The 24,662-nt window shown below is 52.4% G+C and carries 16 protein-coding genes; 5 read left to right on the forward strand and 11 right to left on the reverse strand.

What is annotated here, in order from left to right; genetic code table 11:
* Positions 1-191 precede the first annotated feature (191 nt).
* The 3 genes from mazG to rlmD all read right to left on the reverse strand — a co-directional run bounded on the left by mazG (position 192) and on the right by rlmD (position 5,032).
* The gene (mazG, locus tag LCF41_RS17305; protein WP_225085623.1) at positions 192-1,004 is read right to left on the reverse strand and encodes a nucleoside triphosphate pyrophosphohydrolase; all 813 of its coding nucleotides are present in this window, start codon (positions 1,002-1,004) and stop codon (positions 192-194) included.
* 387 nt (positions 1,005-1,391) lie between these two features.
* On the reverse strand, positions 1,392-3,629 hold the full coding sequence (relA, locus tag LCF41_RS17310) for a GTP diphosphokinase (protein ID WP_225085624.1): 2,238 nt from the start codon (positions 3,627-3,629) through the stop codon (positions 1,392-1,394).
* 50 nt (positions 3,630-3,679) lie between these two features.
* A complete protein-coding gene (rlmD, locus tag LCF41_RS17315) occupies positions 3,680-5,032 on the reverse strand; it encodes a 23S rRNA (uracil(1939)-C(5))-methyltransferase RlmD (protein WP_225085625.1) in 1,353 nt (450 codons plus the stop codon).
* A gap of 108 nt (positions 5,033-5,140) precedes the next feature.
* Here rlmD and barA point away from each other — a divergent pair, with 108 nt between their 5' ends.
* Positions 5,141-7,936 carry a two-component sensor histidine kinase BarA gene (gene barA, locus LCF41_RS17320; protein ID WP_225085626.1) on the forward strand — a complete coding sequence of 932 codons (2,796 nt, stop codon included), beginning with the start codon at positions 5,141-5,143 and terminating at the stop codon, positions 7,934-7,936.
* Between the two features lie 465 nt (positions 7,937-8,401).
* Here barA and LCF41_RS17325 read toward each other — a convergent pair whose 3' ends face one another.
* The 6 genes from LCF41_RS17325 to LCF41_RS17350 all read right to left on the reverse strand — a co-directional run bounded on the left by LCF41_RS17325 (position 8,402) and on the right by LCF41_RS17350 (position 16,392).
* Positions 8,402-9,547 (reverse strand): glycerate kinase, encoded by a 1,146-nt coding sequence (locus LCF41_RS17325; RefSeq protein ID WP_225085627.1) that lies wholly within the window; start codon positions 9,545-9,547, stop codon positions 8,402-8,404.
* A gap of 177 nt (positions 9,548-9,724) precedes the next feature.
* Positions 9,725-10,609 (reverse strand): 2-hydroxy-3-oxopropionate reductase, encoded by an 885-nt coding sequence (gene garR / locus LCF41_RS17330; RefSeq protein ID WP_250160539.1) that lies wholly within the window; start codon positions 10,607-10,609, stop codon positions 9,725-9,727.
* A 252-nt stretch (positions 10,610-10,861) separates the two neighbouring features.
* Entirely contained in the window at positions 10,862-11,632 is a 771-nt protein-coding gene (gene garL, locus LCF41_RS17335; RefSeq protein ID WP_225085629.1) for a 2-dehydro-3-deoxyglucarate aldolase, read from the reverse strand.
* 69 nt (positions 11,633-11,701) lie between these two features.
* Positions 11,702-13,042: a glucarate dehydratase gene (gudD, locus tag LCF41_RS17340; protein ID WP_225085630.1), complete on the reverse strand. Its 1,341-nt coding sequence runs from the start codon at positions 13,040-13,042 to the stop codon at positions 11,702-11,704.
* Positions 13,043-13,077: 35 nt separating this feature from the next.
* Positions 13,078-14,430: a glucarate dehydratase family protein gene (locus tag LCF41_RS17345; RefSeq protein WP_225085631.1), complete on the reverse strand. Its 1,353-nt coding sequence runs from the start codon at positions 14,428-14,430 to the stop codon at positions 13,078-13,080.
* Positions 14,431-15,039: 609 nt separating this feature from the next.
* On the reverse strand, positions 15,040-16,392 hold the full coding sequence (locus LCF41_RS17350) for an MFS transporter (protein ID WP_225085632.1): 1,353 nt from the start codon (positions 16,390-16,392) through the stop codon (positions 15,040-15,042).
* Between the two features lie 666 nt (positions 16,393-17,058).
* Between LCF41_RS17350 and garD the strand changes: the two genes are divergently transcribed.
* The 4 genes from garD (at position 17,059) to LCF41_RS17370 (ending at position 22,264) form a co-directional block, all read left to right on the forward strand.
* A complete protein-coding gene (garD, locus tag LCF41_RS17355; protein ID WP_225085633.1) occupies positions 17,059-18,633 on the forward strand; it encodes a galactarate dehydratase in 1,575 nt (524 codons plus the stop codon).
* 934 nt (positions 18,634-19,567) lie between these two features.
* Positions 19,568-21,103, forward strand: coding sequence for a methyl-accepting chemotaxis protein (locus tag LCF41_RS17360; RefSeq protein ID WP_225085634.1), 1,536 nt, complete (start codon positions 19,568-19,570; stop codon positions 21,101-21,103).
* Between the two features lie 168 nt (positions 21,104-21,271).
* Entirely contained in the window at positions 21,272-21,697 is a 426-nt protein-coding gene (locus LCF41_RS17365) for a FlxA-like family protein (RefSeq protein WP_225085635.1), read from the forward strand.
* Positions 21,698-21,901: 204 nt separating this feature from the next.
* The gene (locus LCF41_RS17370) at positions 21,902-22,264 is read left to right on the forward strand and encodes a FlxA-like family protein (protein ID WP_225085636.1); all 363 of its coding nucleotides are present in this window, start codon (positions 21,902-21,904) and stop codon (positions 22,262-22,264) included.
* Between the two features lie 92 nt (positions 22,265-22,356).
* Here LCF41_RS17370 and LCF41_RS17375 read toward each other — a convergent pair whose 3' ends face one another.
* The gene (locus LCF41_RS17375) at positions 22,357-22,578 is read right to left on the reverse strand and encodes a DUF3820 family protein (RefSeq protein ID WP_225085637.1); all 222 of its coding nucleotides are present in this window, start codon (positions 22,576-22,578) and stop codon (positions 22,357-22,359) included.
* Between the two features lie 3 nt (positions 22,579-22,581).
* Positions 22,582-24,636, reverse strand: coding sequence for an NAD-dependent DNA ligase LigA (gene ligA, locus LCF41_RS17380; protein ID WP_225085638.1), 2,055 nt, complete (start codon positions 24,634-24,636; stop codon positions 22,582-22,584).
* Between the last annotated feature and the right edge of the window lie 26 nt (positions 24,637-24,662).

Below are 24,662 nucleotides of genomic sequence, written 5' to 3' on the forward strand. Positions count from 1 at the left end.
AGTACCAAGACGGGAAAGTAGTATACCTGAACCTGATGAGCGCCACAAATGTTCGTTTTACACAATGTGACGATTCCAACACACGTGCAGACGAGGTGAAACCACCTTCACCCCGACTCACAATCACTTTAAAAAACAATAAAATAAAAACCTTAAAATCAATAAAAAACGATCTTATCGATAAAAATGGATTAATGGCTGATTTCCTGTTTTTTCACCTGCTGCCATGCGGCTTCCATTTCGTCCAGTGTCGCCTGTTCCAGCGTTTTTCCCGATGCCGTAACGATTTGTTCTACCTCACGAAAACGTCGAGTGAACTTACGATTTGCCGCCTGTAACGCCGTCTCAGCCTTGTGTCCCAGATGGCGAGAAAGATTGACTGTAGCGAACAATAAATCACCAATCTCTTCACCTAATTTTTCTTCATCGACAACGGCTTGCCGCGCCTCAAACATCACCTCGTCGATCTCTTCGTAAACTTTATCGAGCACCGGCCCCAGGCTGTCCCAATCGAAGCCAACAGAGGCACAACGCTGCTGAATTTTTTGCGCTTTCATTAAGGCAGGCAGCGCATCAGGAATGTCATCCAACGGCGAATGACGATCTTTCTCCGCCCGTTCCTGCGCTTTGGTCTGTTCCCAGTTTGCCAGCACGGCATCGCTATCCGTCAGCGTCAGATCCCCGAAGATATGCGGGTGGCGGCGTTCCAGCTTATCGCTGATGGCGTTACATACATCGGAGAAATCGAACAGGCCCTTTTCCTGCGCCATCTGTGCGTAAAACACCACCTGAAACAGCAAATCCCCTAACTCACCGCGCAAATCATCAAAATCCTGACGGCTGATAGCATCCAGCACTTCGTATGTTTCTTCCAGCGTATAGGGCGCGATGGTGTCGAAAGTCTGCTTCTTGTCCCACGGACAGCCATTTTCAGGATCGCGTAGGGTTTTCATGATGGCGAGCAGACGCTCGACGGGGGATACATTCGTCAAAGGTAAAGTCATAATATTCCTGCAAAATTTGTGTGGAAATAGCAAAACACAGAAGCCAACTTCGGCTAAAAAGCGAAAAGACATCACTATTTTCATTTCAACGGCGTAAAAAATTGTGCTGAGATGCACATGACCGCCGAGTGAGCCGCACGGACGCGGCGAAAGCCTGTGCCGCGTCAGGAACGCGTCACAGGTGGCTCGACAGCGGACATGTTCATCGAAGGAACCGCAACGCGGCACAATTCTCGCCAAAAGCCAGGGTTCTGAGGGATGCGGCACCTGAGCATCCCTCAGTCGGGCGTGGCTCTGGTGCCACAAAAAACAATACGGCTAATCACGCACGAAACTTTTCACCACACCCGCACAAGGTTTTCAACTGGCTGATGGTGAAACCATCATTTACGCTCCCTGCTGGCGCCGCGCATCAATCACATCCGGCAGTTGGTTGAGCTTCGCCAGAATGCGGCTCAGTACTTGCAGGTTGTAGATCTCGATATCCATGTCAATCGTTGCCAGTTGCTGTTTGGTGTCGCTGCGGCTGGCGACGCCCAGTACATTGACCTTCTCATTCGCCAGAATTGTGGTGATATCTCGCAACAGGCCACTGCGATCGTTGGCAATCACCCTCACCACCAGCGAATAACCGCTGGAGTAGCTTTCGCCCCATACCGCGTCCACAATCCGCTCCGGCGAACTGGCGCGCAGTTCATCCAACTGTTCGCAGTCCGCGCGGTGAATCGAAATCCCACGACCACGCGTGATAAATCCGGTGATCTCGTCGCCCGGAATCGGCTGGCAGCAGCGCGCGATATGGTGCATCAGGTTACCGACGCCTTCCACGACCACACGACCGTTATCTTTATTATTACTGCGTACTGGCGGCTGATGCGATTTCTGCGTCAGCTGGCGCAGCGCTTCACGATCCAGTTCTTCCGCGCTCGGCTGTTTTAACTGCGATTGCAGGAAATTCACCATCTGGTTCAGACGAACATCGCCGCCGCCGATAGCAGCCAGTAGTTCATCCAGCGAATTCACGTTATAGCGCGGCAGCAGCAATTTCTCCGCCGCTTTCAGGCTGATCCCCAGATGCGCCAGCTCGTCATCCAGAATCTGCCGTCCCGCCAGAATATTCTTGTCGCGATCCTGCTTGCGGAACCAGTTCTGGATCTTGGAACGTCCACGGCTGGTGGTGATATACCCCAGATTCGGGTTCAGCCAGTCACGGCTTGGGTTTGGCTGCTTCTGGGTGATGATTTCAATCTGATCGCCCATTTGCAACTGGTAGGTAAACGGCACAATACGTCCGCCGATTTTCGCCCCGATGCAACGGTGCCCGATATCGCTGTGGATGTGATAAGCGAAATCCAGCGGCGTGGAACCGGCCGGAAGATCCACCACATCGCCTTTCGGCGTAAAGACATACACACGGTCGTCAAATACCTGACTGCGAACCTCATCCAGCACGTCGTTCGAATCAGCCACCTCTTCTTGCCAGGCAAGCAGTTTACGCAGCCAGGCAATGCGGCCTTCATAGCCGGAGCGCCCGCCCACGGAGGTGCCTTCTTTGTATTTCCAGTGTGCCGCCACGCCCAGCTCGGCATCTTCATGCATCTGGCGCGTGCGAATCTGGATTTCAAGCGTCTTCCCACCCGGCCCTAACACCACGGTGTGAATGGACTGATAGCCGTTTGGTTTCGGGTTGGCAACGTAATCGTCAAATTCGTCCGGCAAATGGCGATAGTGGGTATGCACGATACCCAGCGCCCCATAGCAGTCCTGCAAACGTTCGACGACAATACGCACCGCACGCACATCAAACAGCTCATCGAACGACAGCGCTTTTTTCTGCATCTTGCGCCAGATGCTGTAGATATGTTTGGGACGGCCGTAGATCTCCGCCTGCACGCCCTCTTCTTTCATCGCATCGCGCAGCGTTTTGACAAAATCGTCAATGTACTGCGCGCGATCGATGCGGCGCTCGTGCAGCAGCTTGGCGATTTTTTTATATTCATCAGGATGCAGATAGCGGAAGCAGAAATCCTCCAGCTCCCACTTCAACTGGCCAATGCCCAGGCGGTTCGCCAACGGCGCGTAGATATTGGTACACTCTTTGGCTGCCAGCACCCGTTCTTCTTCCGGGGCATCCTTCACTTCACGCAGATGCGCGATCCGCTCGGCAAGCTTGATCACGACGCAGCGGAAATCTTCCACCATCGCCAACAGCATGCGACGGATGTTATCGACCTGCTCAGACGCGCCAGAGTCATTCTGCGTCGCTTTGAGCTGGCGAATTGCATCCATATCGCGCACGCCATGCACCAAATCAACGATGTTTTTACCAAACGCGGCTTCCAGCGTCGCTTCATCGACCACGCCCGCATCCGCCAGTGGAAAGAGCAGCGCCGCGCGCATGCTGTCATTGTCCATACTGAGCGTGGACAGGATTTCCACCATTTCAATGCCGCGCCACAGCAGCAGCGATGCATCGGCGTGATCGTGCGTTTGCTGCTCACAGTAACGCCAGGTTTCGGCTAAACGTTCACACGACTGCTGGCTGGCAATACCCAGCGAAGCAATCCACGCGTCAGGGACAAATTCACCTGCCGTATTCAAATGCGCACTTCTTACCGCAACCATAATTTCTCCCTACGTTACCCTTCACCTTGCAAACGACGCCGCTTTGCAGCCTATGACGCCTTTCGCGTGCCGGTATCGTGCAAAAACAGTGCCATCGATTCAAGGTGCCCGGTATGTGGAAACATATCCAGCATCGCGACATTCGCCAGTCTAAAACCAGCTGCCAATAACACTTTGCTGTCGCGCGCTAGCGTCGTGGCATTACAGGAAACATAGACCACCCGCTCAGGTGCCAGTCGGGTTATCTGTTCCATCACGCCTGCCGCGCCCGCACGTGCCGGATCAAGTAATATCTTATCAAAACCCTGAGCCGCCCACGGCTGCTGTGTGACGTCATCTTCAAGATTTTGGTGAAAAAATGTGACATTGGACAGCGTGTTGCGTCGGGCATTCTCGCGCCCTTTCTCTACCAGCGCGGTCACCCCTTCAACGCCAACGACGCTGGCGGCGCGCTGTGCCAGCGGCAACGTGAAGTTACCCATGCCGCAAAACAGATCTAATATTCTATCCTGCGGTTGCACATCCAACCACGCCAGCGCCTGTGAAACCATCTGCTGATTGACCGCGTCATTGACCTGAATAAAATCGCGCGGGCTAAAAGCGAGCGTCAGCCCAGCGACCTGATAAACCGGCTCTTCGCCGTGCAGACACGTCAGCGAATCAGCATCCGGCGCCAGGTAAACCGAGACGCCCTGCTGCCGGGCAAAATCTCGCAGCGCCTGTTCATCCGATGAATGCAGCGGATCAAGGTGCCTCAGCACCAGCAGCGGGCCATTTTCCGCCTGCACCAGTTCCACATGCCCAAGACGCTTCACCGCCTTTAATCGGTTCAGGCAATCGCGCAGCGGTTGCAGCAGCGCTTCAAGCTCTGGGCGCAACACCGTACAGGCTTTGATATCCACCAGATCGTGAGAATTGGATTGCCGATAGCCCATCAACAGACGTTGCTCTTTTGTCTGAAAGTATAACGCAAGCCGCGCGCGCCTCCGATAGGCATAAGGTGTGCCGGCAATCAGCGAGGCGTCAGGCAGCTCAACACCTGTTTCCCGCGTCATCAAACGCATTAATGCAGCCGTTTTGCTGCTCTGTTGCAGCGTGATGTCCGCGTGCTGCTGCTGGCAGCCGCCGCAGCGGGTAAAATGCGGGCACTGCGGCTCTACGCGCTGCGGGCTGTGCGTCAGAAGACGTTTCAGTTTTGCATGCGAAAACTGGCGTTTCTCTTCCGTCAGTTGAACCTCAGCCTGCTCTCCCGGCAGTACCCCCGTGACAAACACCGTCTTGCCTTCGTGACGCGCTACTCCCTGCCCAAACGGATCAAGTGACGTGACCGTAACAGTGAGGTTCTTAGCAGGAATCGCTTTCCGGGTCGTCACACGCCGGTTTGGAGAGTAGAATTGCGCCATAATGTACTATCGATTTTTCTCTTGAGTTGAACGGCAGTGGCAGTACCCGGTAACTAAATTAAATAATAGGGTGCCTGGCATCCTCTAATTCTCCCACATTGGAACCCCATGACCAAATACAGTCTTCGTGCACGGATGTTGATACTGATTTTGGCACCGACGCTGATGATCGGGCTGTTGCTCAGTTCGTTCTTCGTTATCCACCGTTACAATCAGTTGCAGTCACAATTGGCCGACTCGGGCACCAGCATCATTGAACCGCTGGCAACCATCAGCGCTTACGCAATTACCCATCGCCAGATGGACACGATTCCAGCATTAATCAATACGCTCCATCGCCGCCACTCTGCGATTATTCGTACCATTAGCGTGTTCGATGCGCGCAATCAGCTCCTGGCCACCACCAACGTACGCAACAACGTGACATTGCAGCCGATCAGCAGCGATGCACCTTCCTACAACAAATTGCACCTGCACTACACGAACGACGCGCTGGTTCTGCACATGCCGATCACCAATGACAGCGAATTTATGCCAGCCGGCACTGTGCCCGCACTGCCCGGCACCGCCACCCCTCTCGGCTATCTGGTGATCGAACTGGACACCAGCGCCATTCGGCTTCAGCAGTATCAGGAAATCTTCATCGCCGCGCTCTTGTTGTTGTTATCGTTGGGTGCCGCCGTTCTCTTTGCCTATCGTCTGATGCGGGATGTCACGACCCCGATCCGTAATATGGTTGAGACCGTCGATCGCATCCGTCGCGGGCAGTTGGATAGCCGGGTAGAAGGGTACATGCTAGGCGAGTTGGACATGCTGAAAAACGGCATCAACTCAATGGCTATGTCGCTAACCGCCTACCATGAGGAAATGCAGCAAAATATCGATCAGGCGACTTACGATCTGCGGGAAACGCTGGAGCAGATGGAGATCCAGAACGTCGAACTGGATCTGGCCAAAAAGCGGGCGCAGGAAGCGGCACGCATCAAGTCTGAGTTTCTGGCCAATATGTCACACGAACTGAGAACGCCGCTGAATGGCGTGATCGGTTTCACTCGCCAGACGTTGAAAACACCGCTGAACACCACACAAACTGACTATCTGCTTACCATCGAACGTTCCGCTAATAACCTGCTGAACATCATTAACGATGTGCTGGATTTCTCAAAGCTGGAGGCCGGCAAACTGGTGCTGGAGGATATTCCGTTCTCCCTGCACAGCACGCTGGACGATGTTGTGATGCTGCTGGCGCATACGGCACATGAAAAAGGATTGGAGCTGACGCTCAGCATTCAGAATGACGTGCCCGAACAGTTTGTCGGCGATCCACTGCGGATACAGCAAATCATCACCAACCTGCTGGGCAACGCGATTAAATTTACCGAGCAGGGCAACATTGATATTCGGGTAGAGAAGCGTCGACAGGAACATCATCAGGTTCAGCTAGAAGTGCAAATACGCGATACCGGCATCGGCATTGCCGAGTTGCAGCAATCGCAGCTGTTTCAGGCATTCCGCCAAGCCGATACCAGTATTTCACGCCGTCATGGCGGCACGGGACTCGGGCTGGTCATCACCCAACGTCTGGTCAAAGAGATGGGCGGCGATATCAGTTTCCAGAGCCAGCTCAACAAGGGATCGACCTTCTGGTTCCACATCACGCTACCGCTCAACCCGCACGCCATACCGACAGAACCGGCTTATACGATGCTGCAAGGCAAACATCTGGCCTACGTCGAGTATCATCCCATCGCCGCGCAGGCCACGCTGGATATTTTGAATCAGACGCCGCTCATCGTGAGCTACAGCCCGACGTTTGAGCAACTGCCTGAGGGAGAGTTCGATATCCTGCTGCTCGGCATTCCCGTGCAATATCGCAACACACTGCTCGACTACACGCCCAGACTGCGTGATATCTGCCGTCGCGCCCCCTGTGTGATTTTGGCGCTGCCCAGTCTGGCGCAAATGGATGCCGAACAGCTGAAAACCTTCGGCGTACATGCATGCCTGAGCAAACCGCTCGCGGCATCGCGCCTGCTGCCGCTGTTACAGGACAGCACGCTGTTCCAGCTCTCTTTCCTGCCGGACGACACCGCCTCTCACCCGAGTGCCATACGTCATCCGGCTCGTCTGCCGCTGAGCGTGATGGCGGTGGATGACAACCCTGCGAATCTGAAACTGATCGGCACACTGCTGGAAGAGCAGGTCGAGACGATTATTCTGTGCGAAAGTGGGCAAGATGCGATTGCACAGGCGAAGCTAAACCCGTTCGACATTATCCTCATGGACATTCAGATGCCGGGGATGGACGGCATTTGCGCTAGTGAGCGGATCCGCTATATCCCCCATCATGCCACCACGCCCATCATCGCAGTGACGGCACAAACCATGACGGGTGAACGTGAGCATCTGCTGCGTTCAGGTATGGATGACTATCTGGCTAAACCGATAGACGAACAGATGCTGAAAAGCGTGCTAACGCGCCATGCGCGGAAGGATCCACTGAAGCACGATCGAGCCGATATGACAGGTTTACTGAGCGAGCACGACGATAGCCAACTGTCTCTCGACTGGGCGCTGGCGCAGCAACAGGCGGCCAACAAGCCGGAATTGGCGCGTGACCTGCTGCAAATGCTGCTGGATTTCTTACCGGAGGTTCAGCAGAAAATAGAAAAGGTGCTGGAAGGTCAAACAGATGACAACATTATTGAGCTGGTGCATAAACTGCACGGCAGTTGCAGCTACAGCGGCGTCCCGCGTCTGAAACGCATTTGCCGCTATCTGGAGCAGCAGTTGCGTAAAGGCGTTCACGCCGGCGATCTAGAACCCGAATGGCTGGAGCTACTGGACGAAATCGACAACGTCAACAAAGCCGCCCAGCCGCATATCAAACCTATGCATTCGTAATTAATATCCCCACGTCATATTTTATGTGGCTGTGGAGACAGTTTCGTGCGCTTACAATATGGCTATTCCATGCTCCTCCGCAGCACGCGCCCGACACGGGACGGCTCAAGCGCCGCTCGCCCCGTGACCCCAGGCTTTTTGGCGGGAATTATGCCGCTAACGCGGGGCCTTCGTCGGTATCTGGCTTTACGGACCGCTTGCGACACGTTCCCGACGTGGCGCAAGCTTTCGCCGCGTCCTGCGGCTCATCCGAAGCCAGCTATCTCCTCAGCATAATTTTTTACGCCGGATAACGGCAAAACCCACAATGTCGCTGCATTAGTATAAGAAACAGCAGCCTGACAGAGGGAGAACCTAACGCTGAACGTTTAAGGGACGAGCGCACGAAACCGCCTCCGCATCTGCATAAAAACGTGTAGATAAAAGGCGCTGATTAACCGTAGCGCCACCGCATCACGATAGCGCTCAGCGCGACACAGACTGCGCCAACCGGATCGTGGCGGCGATATTACGTGCCGTCATCCTCACATTCTCTGCCGCATTATCCAGCGCTTCTTCTAGTGAGCAGATGTTGTAAAGCACGCTGAATACCGCGTCCAGACCATGTTCATGTACCACACCGACGTCTGCTGTCAGGCTGCCTGCAATACCAATCACCGGTTTATTATAGTGTTTGGCGACCCGCGCCACGCCAATCGGCACTTTACCGTGGATCGTCTGGCTGTCGATGCGACCTTCCCCGGTAATCACCAGTGTGGCATCGCGTACCAGTTCATCCAGCCCCAACGCTTCCGTGACAATCTCGATTCCCTGACGCAGTTCAGCGCCGCAAAACGCCTGTAGCGCCGCGCCCATGCCGCCCGCCGCGCCCGCGCCGGGAACGTGTTCCACGTCCATATCCAGATCGTGGCGAATCACCGCCGCATAATGCTTCAGCGCATTATCCAACTGCTCAATCATCTCCGCAGTCGCTCCTTTCTGAGGGCCAAAAATCGCCGATGCACCCTGTTTCCCCGTCAGCGGGTTGGTCACATCGCAAGCCACTTCAAAACGACAGCCTTTAATACGTTCATCCAACTCACTGATGTCAATGCGAGCGAGTTTGTCGAGCTCACCACCGCCAAAACCGATCTGCTCGCCCTGTTTATCCAGCAGCTTCGCGCCCAGCGCCTGCACCATGCCCGATCCGCCATCATTGGTTGCGCTTCCGCCAATCCCGATGATGCAGTGCCGGATGCCGTGATCTAATGCGCAGCGAATCAGTTCACCCGTGCCATAGCTGGTTGTCTTTAACGGATTACGCTGCTGCGAAGGGACTCGCTCCAGCCCGCTTGCCGCCGCCATCTCAATAAACGCCGTTTTTTCATCGCCAGACAGGCCAAAGAACGCGTCGATGCTATCGCCTAACGGCCCTGTCACGTTAACATTCACAATCTTGCCATTGGTCGCGGCGACCATCGCTTCAACTGTGCCTTCCCCACCATCTGCAACAGGTAATTTGACATAGCAGGCATCGGGAAATATTTCGCGAAATCCCTTTTCAATCTGCGTAGCAACATCTTGTGCAGACAGGCTTTCTTTATAAGAATCCGGTGCGATCACTATTTTCATAAACGATCCGATTTCATCAACGTTCCGATTGCATCAATAATCCGCGCGCTCATGAAACGGCGCTTATACCCACCAGCTTTCAGGGCAGCAGATCCTGAAATCTATTGGATAGATCAGAATGATTATCTGCCAGTCGGCTGGCATCCTGTGCCAGCCTCGTGACTATCGCTTCACGGCTTATCGCGTAACTTCCACTTTGGCCAGTTTCTCGTAGTAGCATGCCAACGCACTGTGGTCAGCCGATCCCAGATTGTCCGCTTTCAGCGCCTGCATCATTTCCATCACCGCCGCCGTTAACGGCAGCTGTGCGCCAACACCGTGTGAGGTATCCAGCGCGTTCGCCAAATCTTTGATATGCAGGTCGATGCGGAAACCCGGTTTAAAGTTACGATCCATCACCATCGGCGCTTTCGCATCCAGCACGGTACTGCCCGCCAACCCGCCGCGGATTGCCTGATACACCAGATCTGGGTTAACCCCGGCTTTTGTTGCCAGTACCAGCGCTTCCGACATGGCGGCAATGTTCAGCGCCACAATCACCTGGTTCGCCAGTTTGGTCACGTTGCCCGCACCAATATCACCGGTATGAACCACGGAGCCCGCCATCGATTTCAGTACCTCAAAACAGCGGTCAAACTGCGCCTTGTCGCCGCCCACCATAACAGACAACGTGCCGTCGATGGCTTTGGGTTCACCGCCGCTGACCGGCGCATCCAGCATGGCGATCTCTTTCGCCGCCAGTGCGGTAGCAATTTCACGGCTGGCAAGCGGTGCGATTGAACTCATATCCACCACAATGCTTCCGGCACGCGCGCCGTCGATGACGCCGTTTTCACCCAGCACCACGTCTTTAACGTGTGGAGAGTTAGGCAACATGGTGATGATAACGTCGCTCTGTTCCGCAACCTGTTTCGGCGTTTCAGCCGCCGTTGCGCCTGCTGCCACGACTTCCGCAACCGCGTCCAGATTTCTATCCATCACGACTAATGAGTAACCTGCTTTTAGCAGATTTTTACTCATCGGTTTTCCCATGATGCCCAATCCAATAAAACCAATTTTCATCGCCCTAACCTCATTGTCTGATGTAGATATCACTTCAATTCACGATGGCCCGCATCATGGCGGGTCCAATTCGCGGCGGAATGACTGAATTTGCTGACAAAATACACCGAGCAATGGTAATGGGTAGATCGTAAAGACGCTGCAAGTACGTCCCTGTAAGCTCGAGCAGCGCCATCCCTGGCGCGGACGCTTTACTCTTCTATCCCATTACCATCGTTCTCGTTCCGTAAATAGGTTTGTCAACGGTCTGAATTACTTCTTGTACTTGTCGCTCAGCGCCTGTGTCGCGCTGCGGAACACACCCAGATCGCTACCAACCGCGACAAAGCTTGCGCCCCATTCCAGATAGCGACGAGCATCGGCTTCAACCGGTGCCAAAATGCCACAGGGTTTGTTATGCGCCGCGGCACGATCAAAGATGTGGCGAATCGCTTTCTGCACGTCAGGATGGTTAGGCTGACCGAGATAGCCCAGCGCCGCAGACAGGTCGCTCGGGCCAACAAACACGCCATCTACGCCATCGACCGCGATAATCGCATCCAGATTGTCGAGGCCGTCCTGACTTTCGATTTGCACCACGACAGTAATGTTGTCGTTAATCTTGGCGAAATAGTCCGGTTCCGTACCATAAGAGTTGCTACGGTGCGCCACGGAAACACCGCGGATACCCGCTGGCGGATAGCGGGTTGACGCCACTGCACGAGCGGCTTCTTCCGCCGTTTCCACAAAGGGAATCAGGAAGTTATTGAACCCAATATCCAACAAGCGTTTGATAACGATCGGCTCATTGCACGGCGGACGAACGACAGGCGCGCTGTGGCTGCCTTTCAGCGCCATCAGCTGAGGAATAAACGTCACGATATCGTTAGGCGCATGCTCGCCATCCAGCACCAGCCAGTCGAATCCCGCCAGTCCCAGCACTTCAGTGGAAATCGGGTTGCCCAACGCACACCAGCAGCCAATCAACGTTTTGCCCTGCTGCAAATCTTGGCGAAAACGGTTAGGTAACAGCGGAGTCTTCATTTTTTATCCTCGGTCATTCCAGCGCCGCCTGCCTGAAGCGGCGCGCTCAAAAAACGGAAAATCAGAACGTTAGCGAACCAGACACGGACGTTTATTATCAAACGTCCACTCAGGAATAAGGTACTGCATTCCCATTGCGTCGTTACGTGCGCCTAATCCCATGTTTTTATACAGTTCGTGTGCTTTCATCACCTGATCCATATCCAGTTCGATGCCCAGACCCGGTTTCTTCGGCACTTCCACCATACCGCCAACAATCTGCAACGGTTCTTTCGTCAGACGCTGGTTGCCTTCCTGCCAGATCCAGTGCGTATCAATCGCCGTAATCTTGCCCGGTGCCGCAGCGGCAACCTGGGTAAACATGGCCAGTGAAATATCAAAATGGTTATTGGAGTGAGAACCCCAGGTTAAGCCCCATTCGTGGCACATTTGCGCGACACGTACAGACCCTTGCATTGTCCAGAAGTGCGGATCGGCCAGCGGGATATCGACCGATTGCAGTGAAATGGTGTGCCCCATCTGCCGCCAGTCAGTGGCGATCATGTTGGTTGCCGTCGGCAACCCCGTCGCACGGCGGAACTCAGCCATGACTTCACGGCCGGAGAAACCTTGTTCCGCGCCGCACGGATCCTCTGCATAGGCCAGCACGCCGCGCAACTGTTTGCCCAGACCGATGGCGTCATCCAGCGACCAGGCTCCGTTCGGATCCAGCGTGATGCGCGCCTGCGGGAAGCGTTTCGCCAGCGCGGTAACCGCTTCGGCCTCTTCGCTACCGGCCAGTACGCCGCCTTTCAGTTTGAAATCGTTGAAGCCGTATTTTTCATACGCCGCCTCAGCCAGACGTACGATGGTTTCTGGCGTCAGCGCTTCTTCGTGACGCAGACGGTACCAGTCGCATTTCTCGTTAACCTGGCTCTGGTAAGGCAAATCGGTTTTATTGCGATCGCCGATGTAGAACAGATAACCCAGCATCTCAACGGCATCACGCTGTTGGCCGTCACCCAGCAGCGAGGCCACGCTGACATTGAGGAACTGCCCCAGCAGATCGAGCATCGCGGCTTCTATCCCCGTGACGACATGGATAGTGGTACGCAGATCGAACGTCTGCAAGCCGCGCCCGGAGGAATCACGGTCGGCAAACTGCTCACGCACGGCCGTCATCACATTCTTGTACTCACCCAGCGTTTTGCCCACGACCAGCACAGCGGCGTCTTCCAGCGTCTGGCGGATTTTCTCACCGCCGGGAATTTCACCGACACCGGTATGCCCGGCGTTATCTTTCAGAATCACAATGTTGCGAGTGAAATAAGGTGCATGTGCGCCGCTCAGGTTGAGCAGCATACTGTCGTGACCTGCAACCGGAATAACCTGCATGTGGGTAATAACCGGCGTTGAATTTTGCAATGTCATTTTCTTATCCTTTCTCTCTCATTTTTTATGTCGGGTTAGCGGCCAAAAACCGGGCGTTTGCGGTCAAATTTCCAACCAGGAATCAGATACTGCATGGCGACGGCATCGTTGCGTGCCCCACTCGGTAATTTTTTGTACAGATCGTGGGCTTTCATCACCTGTGCCATATCCAGCTCAATCCCCAGGCCGGGCCGTTCCGGTACCTTAATTTTGCCGTTAACGATTTGCAGCGGCTCTTTGGTCAGGTGCTGCCCTTCCTGCCAGATCCAGTGCGTATCAATCGCCGTCGGGTTACCCGGTGCCGCCGCCCCCACGTGCGTGAACATCGCCAGCGAAACATCAAAGTGGTTATTGGAATGGCAGCCCCACGTCAGCCCCCACTCATCACACAGTTGGGCGACGCGCACCGCACCGTGCATCGTCCAGAAATGCGGATCGGCCAGCGGAATATCGACCGCCTGTAGCATCACGGCATGGTTCATTTCGCGCCAGTTGGTGGCTATCATGTTGGTCGCGACTGGCAACCCAGTGGCACGACGGAATTCCGCCATCACTTCGCGACCGGAGAAACCTTGTTCAGCACCGCAAGGGTCTTCCGCATAGGTCAGAATCCCCTTCATGTCTTTGCACAACGCGATCGCTTCATCCAACAGCCAGGCCCCGTTTGGATCGACGGTAATGCGGGCATCTGGGAAACGTTTCTTCAGCGCCTTCACGGCATCGATTTCCTGCTCGCCGGGCAATACGCCGCCTTTGAGTTTGAAATCTTTAAATCCATAGCGGTCAGTGGTGGCTTCGGCCAAACGCACAATCGCCTCGCTGTCCATCGCCTGCTGGTGACGCAGGTGATACCACTCGTGCTTGCCTTTCTCACCGGATACTTTCTCACCGGATAAGTAAGGTAAATCCGTCTTCGTGCGATCGCCTATATAGAACAGATAACCGAGCACGGTGACGTCATCACGCTGTTTCCCCGGTCCCAGCAGCTCGGCAACGGGGACACCCATAAATTGTCCCAGCAGATCGAGCAGCGCCGCTTCGAGCGCCGCGACCGCATTCACTCGCAGCTCAAACGTCCAGGCGCCTTTGCCGAAGGAATCAAAATCAGAAGACTGGTTGCCGACATGAATGTCATGAACCAGACGGTTCATGCGGGCGATTTTTTCGCCTTTCACGCGGGGAATCGCCTCAACCAGCGTGTTGTAAATGACTTCACCGCCGGGCGCTTCGCCCACACCGGTATGCCCGGCGCTGTCGGTTAAAATGACGAGGTTACGCGTAAAATAAGCACCATGTGCGCCGCCGATGTTCAGCAACATGCTGTCATAGCCCGCGACGGGGATAACTTTCATGTCGGTAATTACAGGGGTCGCTGAAAAGTTTGTCATTACAGACTCCCGTCACGAGTGGCGCGCACAGGGTTTACGCTTAGATTTCCGATGTTTGCCAAAACGCAGGAGCACGTTGCGGCCGATGAAAATAATTCAGCCATACAGAAATAAAAAGCAGATGGTGCACCAGTAGATAATTTCATGTTGTTTTCCTACTCTTTAGCGCAACCTGGTTTTTACTCTGAGTTGAAATGAACAATGCTTGTAGGGCTTGTAAGATTGTCAGAATAAAAACAGGTTATTACTGTCCCGATACCGGAATAAACCAGTTAAGAAGGCGGTCTGATAATCCGCACCGCCTTACCAACCTCAGGAAAAAGTATAAGTTTTCTTATTTCACAACTCATTGGGCAATAGCACAGCATTCCCTGCCGAAATGCAGATTAAATATGTCATTATCACAGGGCAATGGGAGGTGTTTCACGAAAACCGGGGAAAGCGAATTTCCGCCTTACAGCCCACAAAATACATGGTACAGCGGTCAGATTTCAGGAATGAAAAACGCCCTATTTTTCATAAGAAAAATGGGAAAAAGTATAATAGCAAAACACCGCGCTACCATCCTGATAGCGCGGTGTTTTATGTTACTGCCCGAATTCGGATGCGTTATTTAACAAACGGCTTCAATTCGATACGTTTAATATTTTGCACAATAAACAGATAGCTGATGATAGCAAAGGCAGCATGAATACCGACATAAACTAAGCCACCATTAAAAGAGCCAGTCATCCCTACGATATACCCGATAGCAATCGGGGTTACGATGCCAGAGATATTGCCAAACATGTTAAACAAGCCACCACTCAGGCCACTGATCTCTTTTGGCGCAGTATCCGCCATGACCGCCCAGCCCAGCGCACCAATACCTTTACCGAAGAACGCTAACGCCATTACAGCAATCACCACCCACTCTGTCGAGACATAGTTACAAATAACCATCGACATAGAGAGCAACATACCAAGAACAATCGGCGTTTTACGCGCAAAGGTCAGAGAGTTAGTTCGGCGCATTAAATAATCGGAAATCACGCCTCCCAAGACTCCCCCCACAAAACCGCAGATTGCAGGGACAGAAGCGACAAAGCCTGCTTTCAGAATTGACATACCCCTAGCCTGAACCAGATACACAGGAAACCAGGTGATAAAGAAGTAAGTCAGTGCGTTAATACAGTATTGGCCCAGATAAATACCGATCATCATACGAGAAGTCAGCAGTTGCTTAATTTGGAACCATTTCTCTGCTGATGGAACTTTCGCTTTATTCGATGCCACGTCCATATTAATCAACGCGCCACCCGCTTCGATATAGTCCAATTCAGCCTGATTAACCCCAGGATGATCTTTGGGATCGTGGATGACTTTCAACCAGATGAAACTGAGGATGATCCCCAATCCGCCCATGAACCAGAATACGTGCGACCAACCAACAGCGTGCACCAGCCACCCCATGATAGGAGCAAAAATTACCGTCGCAAAATATTGTGCGGAGTTAAAGATCGCTACCGCAGTACCACGCTCCTGCGCCGGGAACCAGGCTGCAACGATACGGCTGTTGCCAGGGAAAGAAGGCGATTCACAAATCCCCACCATAAAGCGCAATAAGAACAGTGCAATGACAATAGATGCCGTGGTAGGAAAGAGATCGACGAACCCTTGCAGCAACGTGAAGAGTGACCAGGTAAAAATACTCCAGAAGTAGACACGTTTTGAACCAAAGCGATCAAGTAGCCAACCACCAGGGATTTGGCCGATAACATAAGCCCAGGAAAACGCGGAGAAGATATACCCCATACCGACGGCATCCAGGCCAATATCTTTTGACATGGCAGAGCCCGCTATCGAGATAGTGGCGCGGTCGCCATAGTTAAATGACGTGACGATAAACAACATCACGACAATCCAGTAGCGGGCGTTTGTTCTCTTTTGTATCGCGCCAGCTGCTGAGCTTACTGTATTCATGATGAACTCCTGCTTCAATCGCGGTTCGCTCATTCATTCCGAATAACAGATAACGTGTAGGGTTATCAGAATGAAGATCAGTGGATATCCCCGTCATACTTCAAGTTACATGTGTGTTGGCTGCGTTCACTCACCCGAATCACTTACCTAAGTAAGTTCATCGGGATTCCTTATCTTGCCGCCTACCTGAAACTCGAATTATTTAGGGTATAGTTAAATTCCCATTTTTATTTTTTTTGCGAATAGCCAGGCTATATAGCTTCAGAGTAATTAGCTGACATCTTCAACTCGCCAGATCATTATAATTTTTACCTACTGACCGCTCACTAGATAAAAGCCCAACATTAAAAATGTCCTTTTGAATATGTTGGTGCACTTGCCCTATATAGTGCGAGGTATTTCACGAAAAATGCCGCTATTCTCTTTTTACATTCCTACACATTATTTTCATTTCCTCCGTAAAAACCACACGCCAGCAGAATGTGATCAAACTCACCAAAAACTGGGTCTTCGCCTGATAAATCAGGAACAAAAAGCCCGGACTTAGGTCAATTGCATAATGTACGAGAAGAGAACCTCACGTATACTCGTTAGCGAGCAATGAAGTAATAGCGTGGTAATCACTACCACGGCGTTTCTGCCAAACCAATAATAAAGGCTTGCATCATGTCAGATAAATCAGAAAGTAATGCTGCACAAGAGCAGCCACTTTATATTAAGGTCCACGATTCTGATAATGTTGCCATTGTTGTTAATAATAATGGCTTACATGCCGGAACCCGTTTTAATGATAATCTGGAATTAATTGAACATGTTCCGCAGGGCCACAAAGTTGCCCTTGTTGATATCGCCAAATCAGGCGCCATTATCCGCTATGGTGAAATTATCGGGTATGCGCTACGCGATATTCCTAAAGGAAGCTGGATTGATGAATCTTTAGTCGAGCTGCCTCAGGCTCCCGCGCTGGACACCCTGCCACTGGCGACTAAAGTCCCCCCCTCTCTTCCTTCGCTGGAAGGCTACACCTTTGAGGGCTACCGCAATGCCGATGGCAGCGTAGGCACGAAAAATCTGCTGGGCATTAGCACCAGTGTGCACTGCGTCGCCGGCGTGGTGGACTACGTCGTCAAAATTATCGAGCGCGATTTACTGCCTAACTATCCCAATGTGGATGGCGTGGTGGCACTCAACCACCTCTACGGCTGTGGCGTGGCAATCAATGCGCCTGCGGCGGTCGTTCCTATTCGCACCATTCACAACCTGGCGCTAAACCCGAATTTTGGCGGTGAAATTCTGGTTGTCGGCCTGGGTTGTGAAAAATTACAGCCGGAGCGCCTGCTCGAAGGGACATCAGACGTACAGGCTATCTCGCTTGATGACAGTAGTATTGTCCGTTTGCAGGATGAACACCACGTGGGTTTCCGCTCGATGGTGGATGACATCCTGACGATGGCAGACAAACACCTGCAACGGCTAAACAAACGTCAGCGTGAAACCTGTCCGGCCTCAGAATTGGTTGTCGGCATGCAGTGTGGCGGCAGCGATGCTTTCTCTGGCGTCACCGCTAACCCAGCCGTCGGTTTTGCATCCGATCTGCTGGTTCGCTGCGGCGCAACCGTTATGTTCTCCGAAGTGACTGAAGTCCGCGACGCCATTCATCTGTTAACACCGCGCGCCATCAATGAAGAAGTCGGTAAACGTCTGCTGGAAGAAATGGCCTGGTACGATAATTACCTCGACAGCGGCCAGACCGATCGTAGCGCCAACCCCTCACCAGGCAATAAAAAAGGAGGTCTGGCGAACGTGGTGGAAAAAGCGCTCGGTTCCATCGCCAAATCTGGCACCAGCGCTATTGTCGAAGTTCTGTCACCCGGTCAACGCCCAACCAAACGTGGGCTGATTTACGCCGCAACGCCCGCCAGTGACTTCGTGTGCGGCACGCAGCAGCTTGCTTCCGGTATCACCGTGCAGGTCTTCACTACCGGCCGCGGTACGCCCTATGGTCTGCTCGCGGTGCCCGTCATCAAAATGGCAACCCGCACTGCATTGGCAAACCGCTGGCACGATCTGATGGATATTGATGCTGGTACGATTGCTACCGGAGAAACCACAATCGAAGACGTGGGCTGGCAGCTTTTTCACTTCATTCTAGACATCGCCAGCGGCAAGAAAAAAACCTGGTCCGATCAATGGGGGCTGCATAACGCCCTGGCCGTTTTCAATCCGGCACCGGTAACCTGATTATCGTTCTCTGCAGGCCAGATCCATTATCTGGCCTGCGGATGGCATTATTTGATCTACAATAAATTCAGCATCAATAAAAATGAAAGAAAAGCGGTAATTAAAAGAATAAACCTCAGCAAGGCAACATTTAATTTCATTAACGCAAAGAAAAAATAAAAAAAACTTAACAAATGATTCTTCTTAGCGTCAACTTGATTGATTAAAAAACTTCTTTAAGAATAATCCCTATTTATCCCTACGCTTATTTTTAATCATTTTTTTACCGATTATTTATTGCCAATAAAATGAATCAATTGACAGGTAATCCTCCTCATCATAAATTTACGCGTGCTGAAAAAGCGTGCTAACACTGATGAAATATTTGTTACAAAAATATATATCCTAAATAATTCGAGTTTCAGGACAAACGTTAACGTTTGAACAACGCAAAGCGTTGGCCCGCTAGGGCAAGGCTTATTTATAAGCCCTGGAACGCGGCAAGCGAAGGAGTCCCGATGAGCTTACTCAGGTAAGTGATTCGGGTGACTGACAAATCTGCCAGAGGCAGATTTGAACGCTGCTTGCAGCGGCCCCAGCGGGGCGAGGTCCACGTAAGTGGACCGAGTAACGCAGCCAACGCACATGCAACTTGAAGTATGACGGATACAGTTACAAAAACTCCATCACGCACAATATAGGGTCAATAGCCCGCTCATAAATAATGCTTAGCATTATTTTATATAAATGAGTGAGCGCCCAAAAAATTTCAGTATACCCATTTGAATAACTTGAATATTTACACAGCAATATGCCTGACAGATTTCACGGGATGTACCACGCGGCAGCGACACAGCGTATCAGCCTCTGTAATAATCAGAACAACTGAAACGAGAAAAGCGGTCAGTATGGCTGAACCTGGGAACTGAGCGGGATACGTACGCCGGGGTTTCTCATGAGAGTGAATACACCTGTTACACAGCAGGAGTATCTGTTAGACATGGACACCATATTGATGTCCACGACAAATATTCACAGCCACATTACTTATGCCAACTCTGCCTTCATTAAGGTTAGCGGTTTTTCTGAAGAGCAGCTCATCAACCAGCCACACAATATTGTGCGTCATCCAGACATGCCCGTTGAAGCCTATGCCGACATGTGGTTTACGTTAAAACAAGGCGATAGCTGGACAGGATTAGTTAAAAACCGTCGCAATAACGGCGACCACTATTGGGTTCGCGCCAACGTTACGCCGGTCTACCAGCAGGAGCATCTCGCGGGCTATATCTCGGTACGTAACACGCCCAGCGCCGAGGAGATCAAATCTGCCGAAGCGCTGTATAGCGCCGTGCAGAAAAAACAGGCGGGTAGCCGTAAGTTTTACAAAGGGCTGGTGGTTCGCACCGGACTCTTTGCGCCGCTGTCGCTGCTGCAGAAATTGTCAGTCCGCTGGCGCTTACGCATCACGGTACTGACGGCGGGACTCATTCCCACGCTGCTTGCTTTCAGCGGCATGAATCCACTGTGGCTGCTGGCGCTCGCGCTGTCACTCATTGTCATCATGGATCAGTTTCTGCAAAAGCAAATTGCACAACCAATCAGGACGATACTGAAACAGGCTCAGCATGTGGTATCAGGCCGTAAAGTAAAGCATATCCATCTGAATCGAGTAGACGAAATCGGCTTGCTGCTGCGTTCCGTTAACCAGTTTGGCCTGAATTTACACTCGCTGGTTGATGACGTCAGCACCCAGGTAAACGGTATTACCAACGTCAGCCATAAGCTGGCGGAAAACAATATCGACCTGAATACGCGGACAGAAGAAACATCGGCAAATCTGCAACAAACCGCTGCCGCCATTGAAGAAATTACCGTTGCCGTGCAGCAAAGTGCAGAAACCGCGGCACAGGCCACCACCATGGCAGAAGCCGCCAGTAGTACCGCACTTAAAGGTGGCAATATCATGAAGGAAACCATCGGTATGATGGATTCCATTTCCAGCGCCAGCGATAAGATCGTTGATATCATTGGCGTGATAGACAGTATTGCCTTCCAGACTAACATCCTTGCGCTGAATGCGGCGGTTGAAGCGGCACGTGCTGGCGTACAGGGACGAGGGTTTGCCGTGGTGGCCGCCGAAGTTCGCAATTTAGCACAGCATTCCGCCTCTGCGGCCAAAGAGATTAAAGCGCTCATCGACGCTAACGTTGAAAGTGTGAAACAAGGCAGCACAATGGTAGAAAACGCGGGCAAACATATTAGCGACATCGTTGATGAAGTCTTGCAAGTCTCCACCATGATCAAAGAGATCAGCAACGCAACACATGAGCAAACCTCGGCATTGGGCCTGATCAATACCTCCATTGCGCAGATAGAACAAATGACACAGCGCAATACCGATATGGTTACGCACTCTACAGAAGCCGCGGAAGGGTTAAACCTTCAGGCCAGGCGGCTGAACAGCGCAATTAACGTGTACGGCAGTTAACGGACATTCTCTCTTCAATTGCGGCAAGGGAGCAGGACAGCGCCCTTGCCAGCAACTTTTTTCCTTCCAGCAAATGCACAGTAGCTCATCCATTTGTAAGCTTTTCGTAAAGAAAAGCGCGACACAGCCGATAGTGATCGAAGCATTGACTTATTTCAGGAGGAAGTGATGTCTAGTGATATCAGCCGGATCACAATGAATACAGTGTCAAATGTAGCAGCGACAGCCTCTGCGGCCAGTAAGTCCACAGCGAATAAGGCTTCATCTAATACAGAGAGTAAAGCCACATCGACCGCTAATACGGGTAGTGCCGCTCAACAAAAAATTGCCGCCATACAAAATCAAATCAAGCAGCTGACTAACAAGCTAAAAGAGCTGGGCACGTCGGCCGAAAAAGCGCAAAGCGAAGCCGAGCGTAAACTCATCAAGCAGCAGCAGCAGATGATCCAGGCGCAAATTCAGGCGCTCTATGCCGAAATTGCCCGTATCCAAAAAGAAGAAGCAGAAAAGAAAGCGGCCGAGGCTGCGTCAAAAACGACATCACAACAAACTGAAAATAAAGACAAAAAAGGCGGTGTTGATATCTACGTCTGACCGGAATATCTGACGCATTCCCTTCTTTATTTCTCTCCCTTTCCTGATTGATACATTTTGTTACATGAGCTATCAGGAAAGTGAGTATTTCATGTTTCATTGCCAACAATATCCCCTTCGAGAAAGTGCTTAAATTGCCGATATAACGGCTTGTACCCCAAATAATTCGGGTATATCGGCATCTTTTCATTTTCAGGAGGGAAAATGTCAAACACCATCAGCAGTATCAGCGTAACGACAACAACAGCAAGCAGCAGTAAAAGCAGCAACACCTCAGAGCAGCAGATTGCGCAGCTAACCAAGCAGGTTCAGGCGCTTACCAAACAGGTGAGTAAATTGACCGAGTCAGCTTCCAGCGCAGAAAGCGATGATGAACGTAAACTGATCGAACAGCAACAGCAGGCCATTCAAGCACAGATCCAGGCGTTACAGGCACAAATTGCCCGCTTGCAGAGTGAAAAATCAGAACAGCAGTCTGACACCTCTTCCTCTGCTTCGGCTCAATATGCTAAAGAAGAAGGCGTTAATCGCCCGACAGCAGACAACCAGATTAATATCTACGTCTAGTCTGCATTAGGGATGGGTAGTCGATAAACGTAAAAGGTCGCTTGATTGAAGCGACCTTTTTTTCGTCAGACGTTACCGCAGAAAATGGACAGTCAGGATTGGGGTCGCTTTAGCGGTGTTACCAACCCTTGCAGACCCTCTATCTTGATTGCCAGCGTCATTTGCATCAGTTCCCCTAAACGACCGTTAGGAAATTCATCCTTGCGGGAGAACCACAGCAGGTACTCTTCAGGCAAATCAATCAGCACTCGCCCTTTGTATTTACCAAAGGGCATCTGCATCCTGGCAATGTCTATCAGGTCTTCTTTTTCCACCGCTTACTCCCCCAATAGTCGAATCATTTCCGCCTCGTCGATCACCGGGATCCCCAGTTCCTGCGCTTTTGCCAGCTTAGAACCTGCGGCTTCACCGGCGATCACCATATCGGTTTTCTTCGAGACGCTGCCACTCACTTTTGCGCCTAACGCTGTTAGCCGATCTTTGGCTTCGTCACGGGACAAAATGCTCAGCGATCCGGTCAACACCACCGTTTTCCCCGCGAATGGGCTGTCGATCTCTTCCGCCTTGACGACCAGAACCTCAGGCCAGTGAATGTTGATGCCCGCAGGATCGGTCAGTTCACGAATAACGGTTTGGTTATGCTCTTCCTCAAGGAAATGGCGTACATGTGCGGCAACGACTTTACCGACATCCGGCACCGCCAGCAGTGCTTCTTCATCGGCAGCAAACAGCGCCTCCAGCGAACCAAAATGGGCGGCCAGATTGGCAGCCGTCGATTCGCCAACGTCGCGGATCCCCAACGCATACAGAAAACGCGCCAGCGTGGTGCTTTTCGCCTTTTCCAACGCATTGACCAGATTCGTCGCAGACTTCGGCCCCATACGATCCAGACCCGTCATGATCCCAGCGCTCAGGCGAAACAGGTCGGCTGGCGTCTTGACGTACTCTTTTTCCACCAACTGATCGATGATCTTATCGCCCATGCCTTCCACATCCAACGCACGGCGAGAAACAAAATGCTTCAGCGCCTCTTTACGCTGGGCACCACAGATCAACCCACCGGTACAGCGCGTAACGGCCTCCCCTTCTACGCGTTCAACGTCAGACCCGCACACGGGACAGGCCGCAGGGAAAACGATCGGTTGTACCGTTTCTGGCCGTTCAGATTCCACGATACCAACGATCTGCGGGATCACATCTCCCGCTCGACGCACAATCACGCGATCGCCAATCTGCAAACCTAGCCGCTCAATTTCATCCGCATTGTGCAGTGTGGCATTGCTGACGATGACCCCAGCCACAGCGACCGGCTCCAGGCGCGCAACTGGCGTAATCGCCCCTGTGCGCCCAACCTGAAACTCGACATCACGTACCCAGGTCAGCTGTTCCTGCGCCGGAAATTTAAAGGCTACTGCCCAGCGAGGCGCGCGGGCAACAAACCCTAACCGCTCCTGCAATTCCAACGAGTCAACTTTGACAACGACGCCATCAATATCAAAGCCTAACGAACTACGGGTTTGTTCGACCTGACGATAAAAATCCAGTACCTCGGCCGGACCGGTACAGAGCTTGATTTTGTCACTAACCGGCAATCCCCACGCTTTGAACTGCATCAGCCGTTCCCAGTGGCTGGCGGGGAGTTCTCCACCTTCCAGCAGGCCGACGCCATAGCAGAAGAAGGTCAGCGGGCGTTTAGCCGTAATACGTGGGTCGAGCTGGCGCAGCGATCCGGCGGCGGCATTACGTGGGTTGGCAAAAACTTTACTCCCCGTGCGGCGAGCTTCTTCGTTCAGCTTTTCAAAACCGCTGTGTTTCATAAACACTTCACCGCGCACTTCAACACGGCGCGGAATATTGTCACCTTCAAGGCGCAACGGAATCGCCGCAACGGTACGAATGTTGCTGGTGATATTTTCCCCGGTCGTGCCATCCCCTCGCGTGGCCGCCTGCACCAGAATACCGTCTTCATACAGCAGGCTGACCGCTAAACCATCCAGCTTTAGCTCGCAGCAGAATGTCAGATCGTCACCGTTTTTCAGCCTGTCGCCAATTCGCTTGCTGAAGGCCAGATAGCTCTCTTCATCAAATACGTTATCCAGCGATAACATCGGCACTTCATGGCGTACCTGTTCAAATGCCGCCAGCGGCGCTGCCCCCACGCGCTGCGTGGGAGAATCGCTGGTTACCAGCTCAGGGTGATCCGCCTCTAACGCTTTCAGTTCCTGCATAAGTTTGTCATATTCGACATCAGGAATTTCGGGCGCATCTTCAACGTGATATTTGTATTCGTGATGGCGTAAGACCCGGCGCAACTCCGCTACCCGCAGTGCGACCTCATTCACTTCGGCTGGTTCTTTCTTCACTGGTTTCATACCTGTTTTATCTGACGTGTCGCCCT

It is taken from the genome of Pectobacterium colocasium (genome assembly GCF_020181655.1).
Taxonomy (GTDB): Bacteria; Pseudomonadota; Gammaproteobacteria; order Enterobacterales; family Enterobacteriaceae; genus Pectobacterium; species Pectobacterium colocasium.

Bases quoted from the DNA above. Each gene is read 5' to 3' on its own strand.
- garD (WP_225085633.1), top strand. From the start codon at position 17,059: ATGTCAGATAAATCAGAAAGTAATGCTGCACAAGAGCAGCCACTTTAT.
- garR (WP_250160539.1), bottom strand. From the start codon at position 10,609: ATGAAAATTGGTTTTATTGGATTGGGCATCATGGGAAAACCGATGAGT.
- gudD (WP_225085630.1), bottom strand. From the start codon at position 13,042: ATGACATTGCAAAATTCAACGCCGGTTATTACCCACATGCAGGTTATT.
- rlmD (WP_225085625.1), bottom strand. From the start codon at position 5,032: ATGGCGCAATTCTACTCTCCAAACCGGCGTGTGACGACCCGGAAAGCG.
- relA (WP_225085624.1), bottom strand. From the start codon at position 3,629: ATGGTTGCGGTAAGAAGTGCGCATTTGAATACGGCAGGTGAATTTGTC.
- mazG (WP_225085623.1), bottom strand. From the start codon at position 1,004: ATGACTTTACCTTTGACGAATGTATCCCCCGTCGAGCGTCTGCTCGCC.
- LCF41_RS17325 (WP_225085627.1), bottom strand. From the start codon at position 9,547: ATGAAAATAGTGATCGCACCGGATTCTTATAAAGAAAGCCTGTCTGCA.
- LCF41_RS17350 (WP_225085632.1), bottom strand. From the start codon at position 16,392: ATGAATACAGTAAGCTCAGCAGCTGGCGCGATACAAAAGAGAACAAAC.
- LCF41_RS17345 (WP_225085631.1), bottom strand. From the start codon at position 14,430: ATGACAAACTTTTCAGCGACCCCTGTAATTACCGACATGAAAGTTATC.
- LCF41_RS17360 (WP_225085634.1), top strand. From the start codon at position 19,568: ATGAGAGTGAATACACCTGTTACACAGCAGGAGTATCTGTTAGACATG.
- LCF41_RS17370 (WP_225085636.1), top strand. From the start codon at position 21,902: ATGTCAAACACCATCAGCAGTATCAGCGTAACGACAACAACAGCAAGC.
- barA (WP_225085626.1), top strand. From the start codon at position 5,141: ATGACCAAATACAGTCTTCGTGCACGGATGTTGATACTGATTTTGGCA.
- ligA (WP_225085638.1), bottom strand. From the start codon at position 24,636: ATGAAACCAGTGAAGAAAGAACCAGCCGAAGTGAATGAGGTCGCACTG.
- LCF41_RS17365 (WP_225085635.1), top strand. From the start codon at position 21,272: ATGTCTAGTGATATCAGCCGGATCACAATGAATACAGTGTCAAATGTA.
- garL (WP_225085629.1), bottom strand. From the start codon at position 11,632: ATGAAGACTCCGCTGTTACCTAACCGTTTTCGCCAAGATTTGCAGCAG.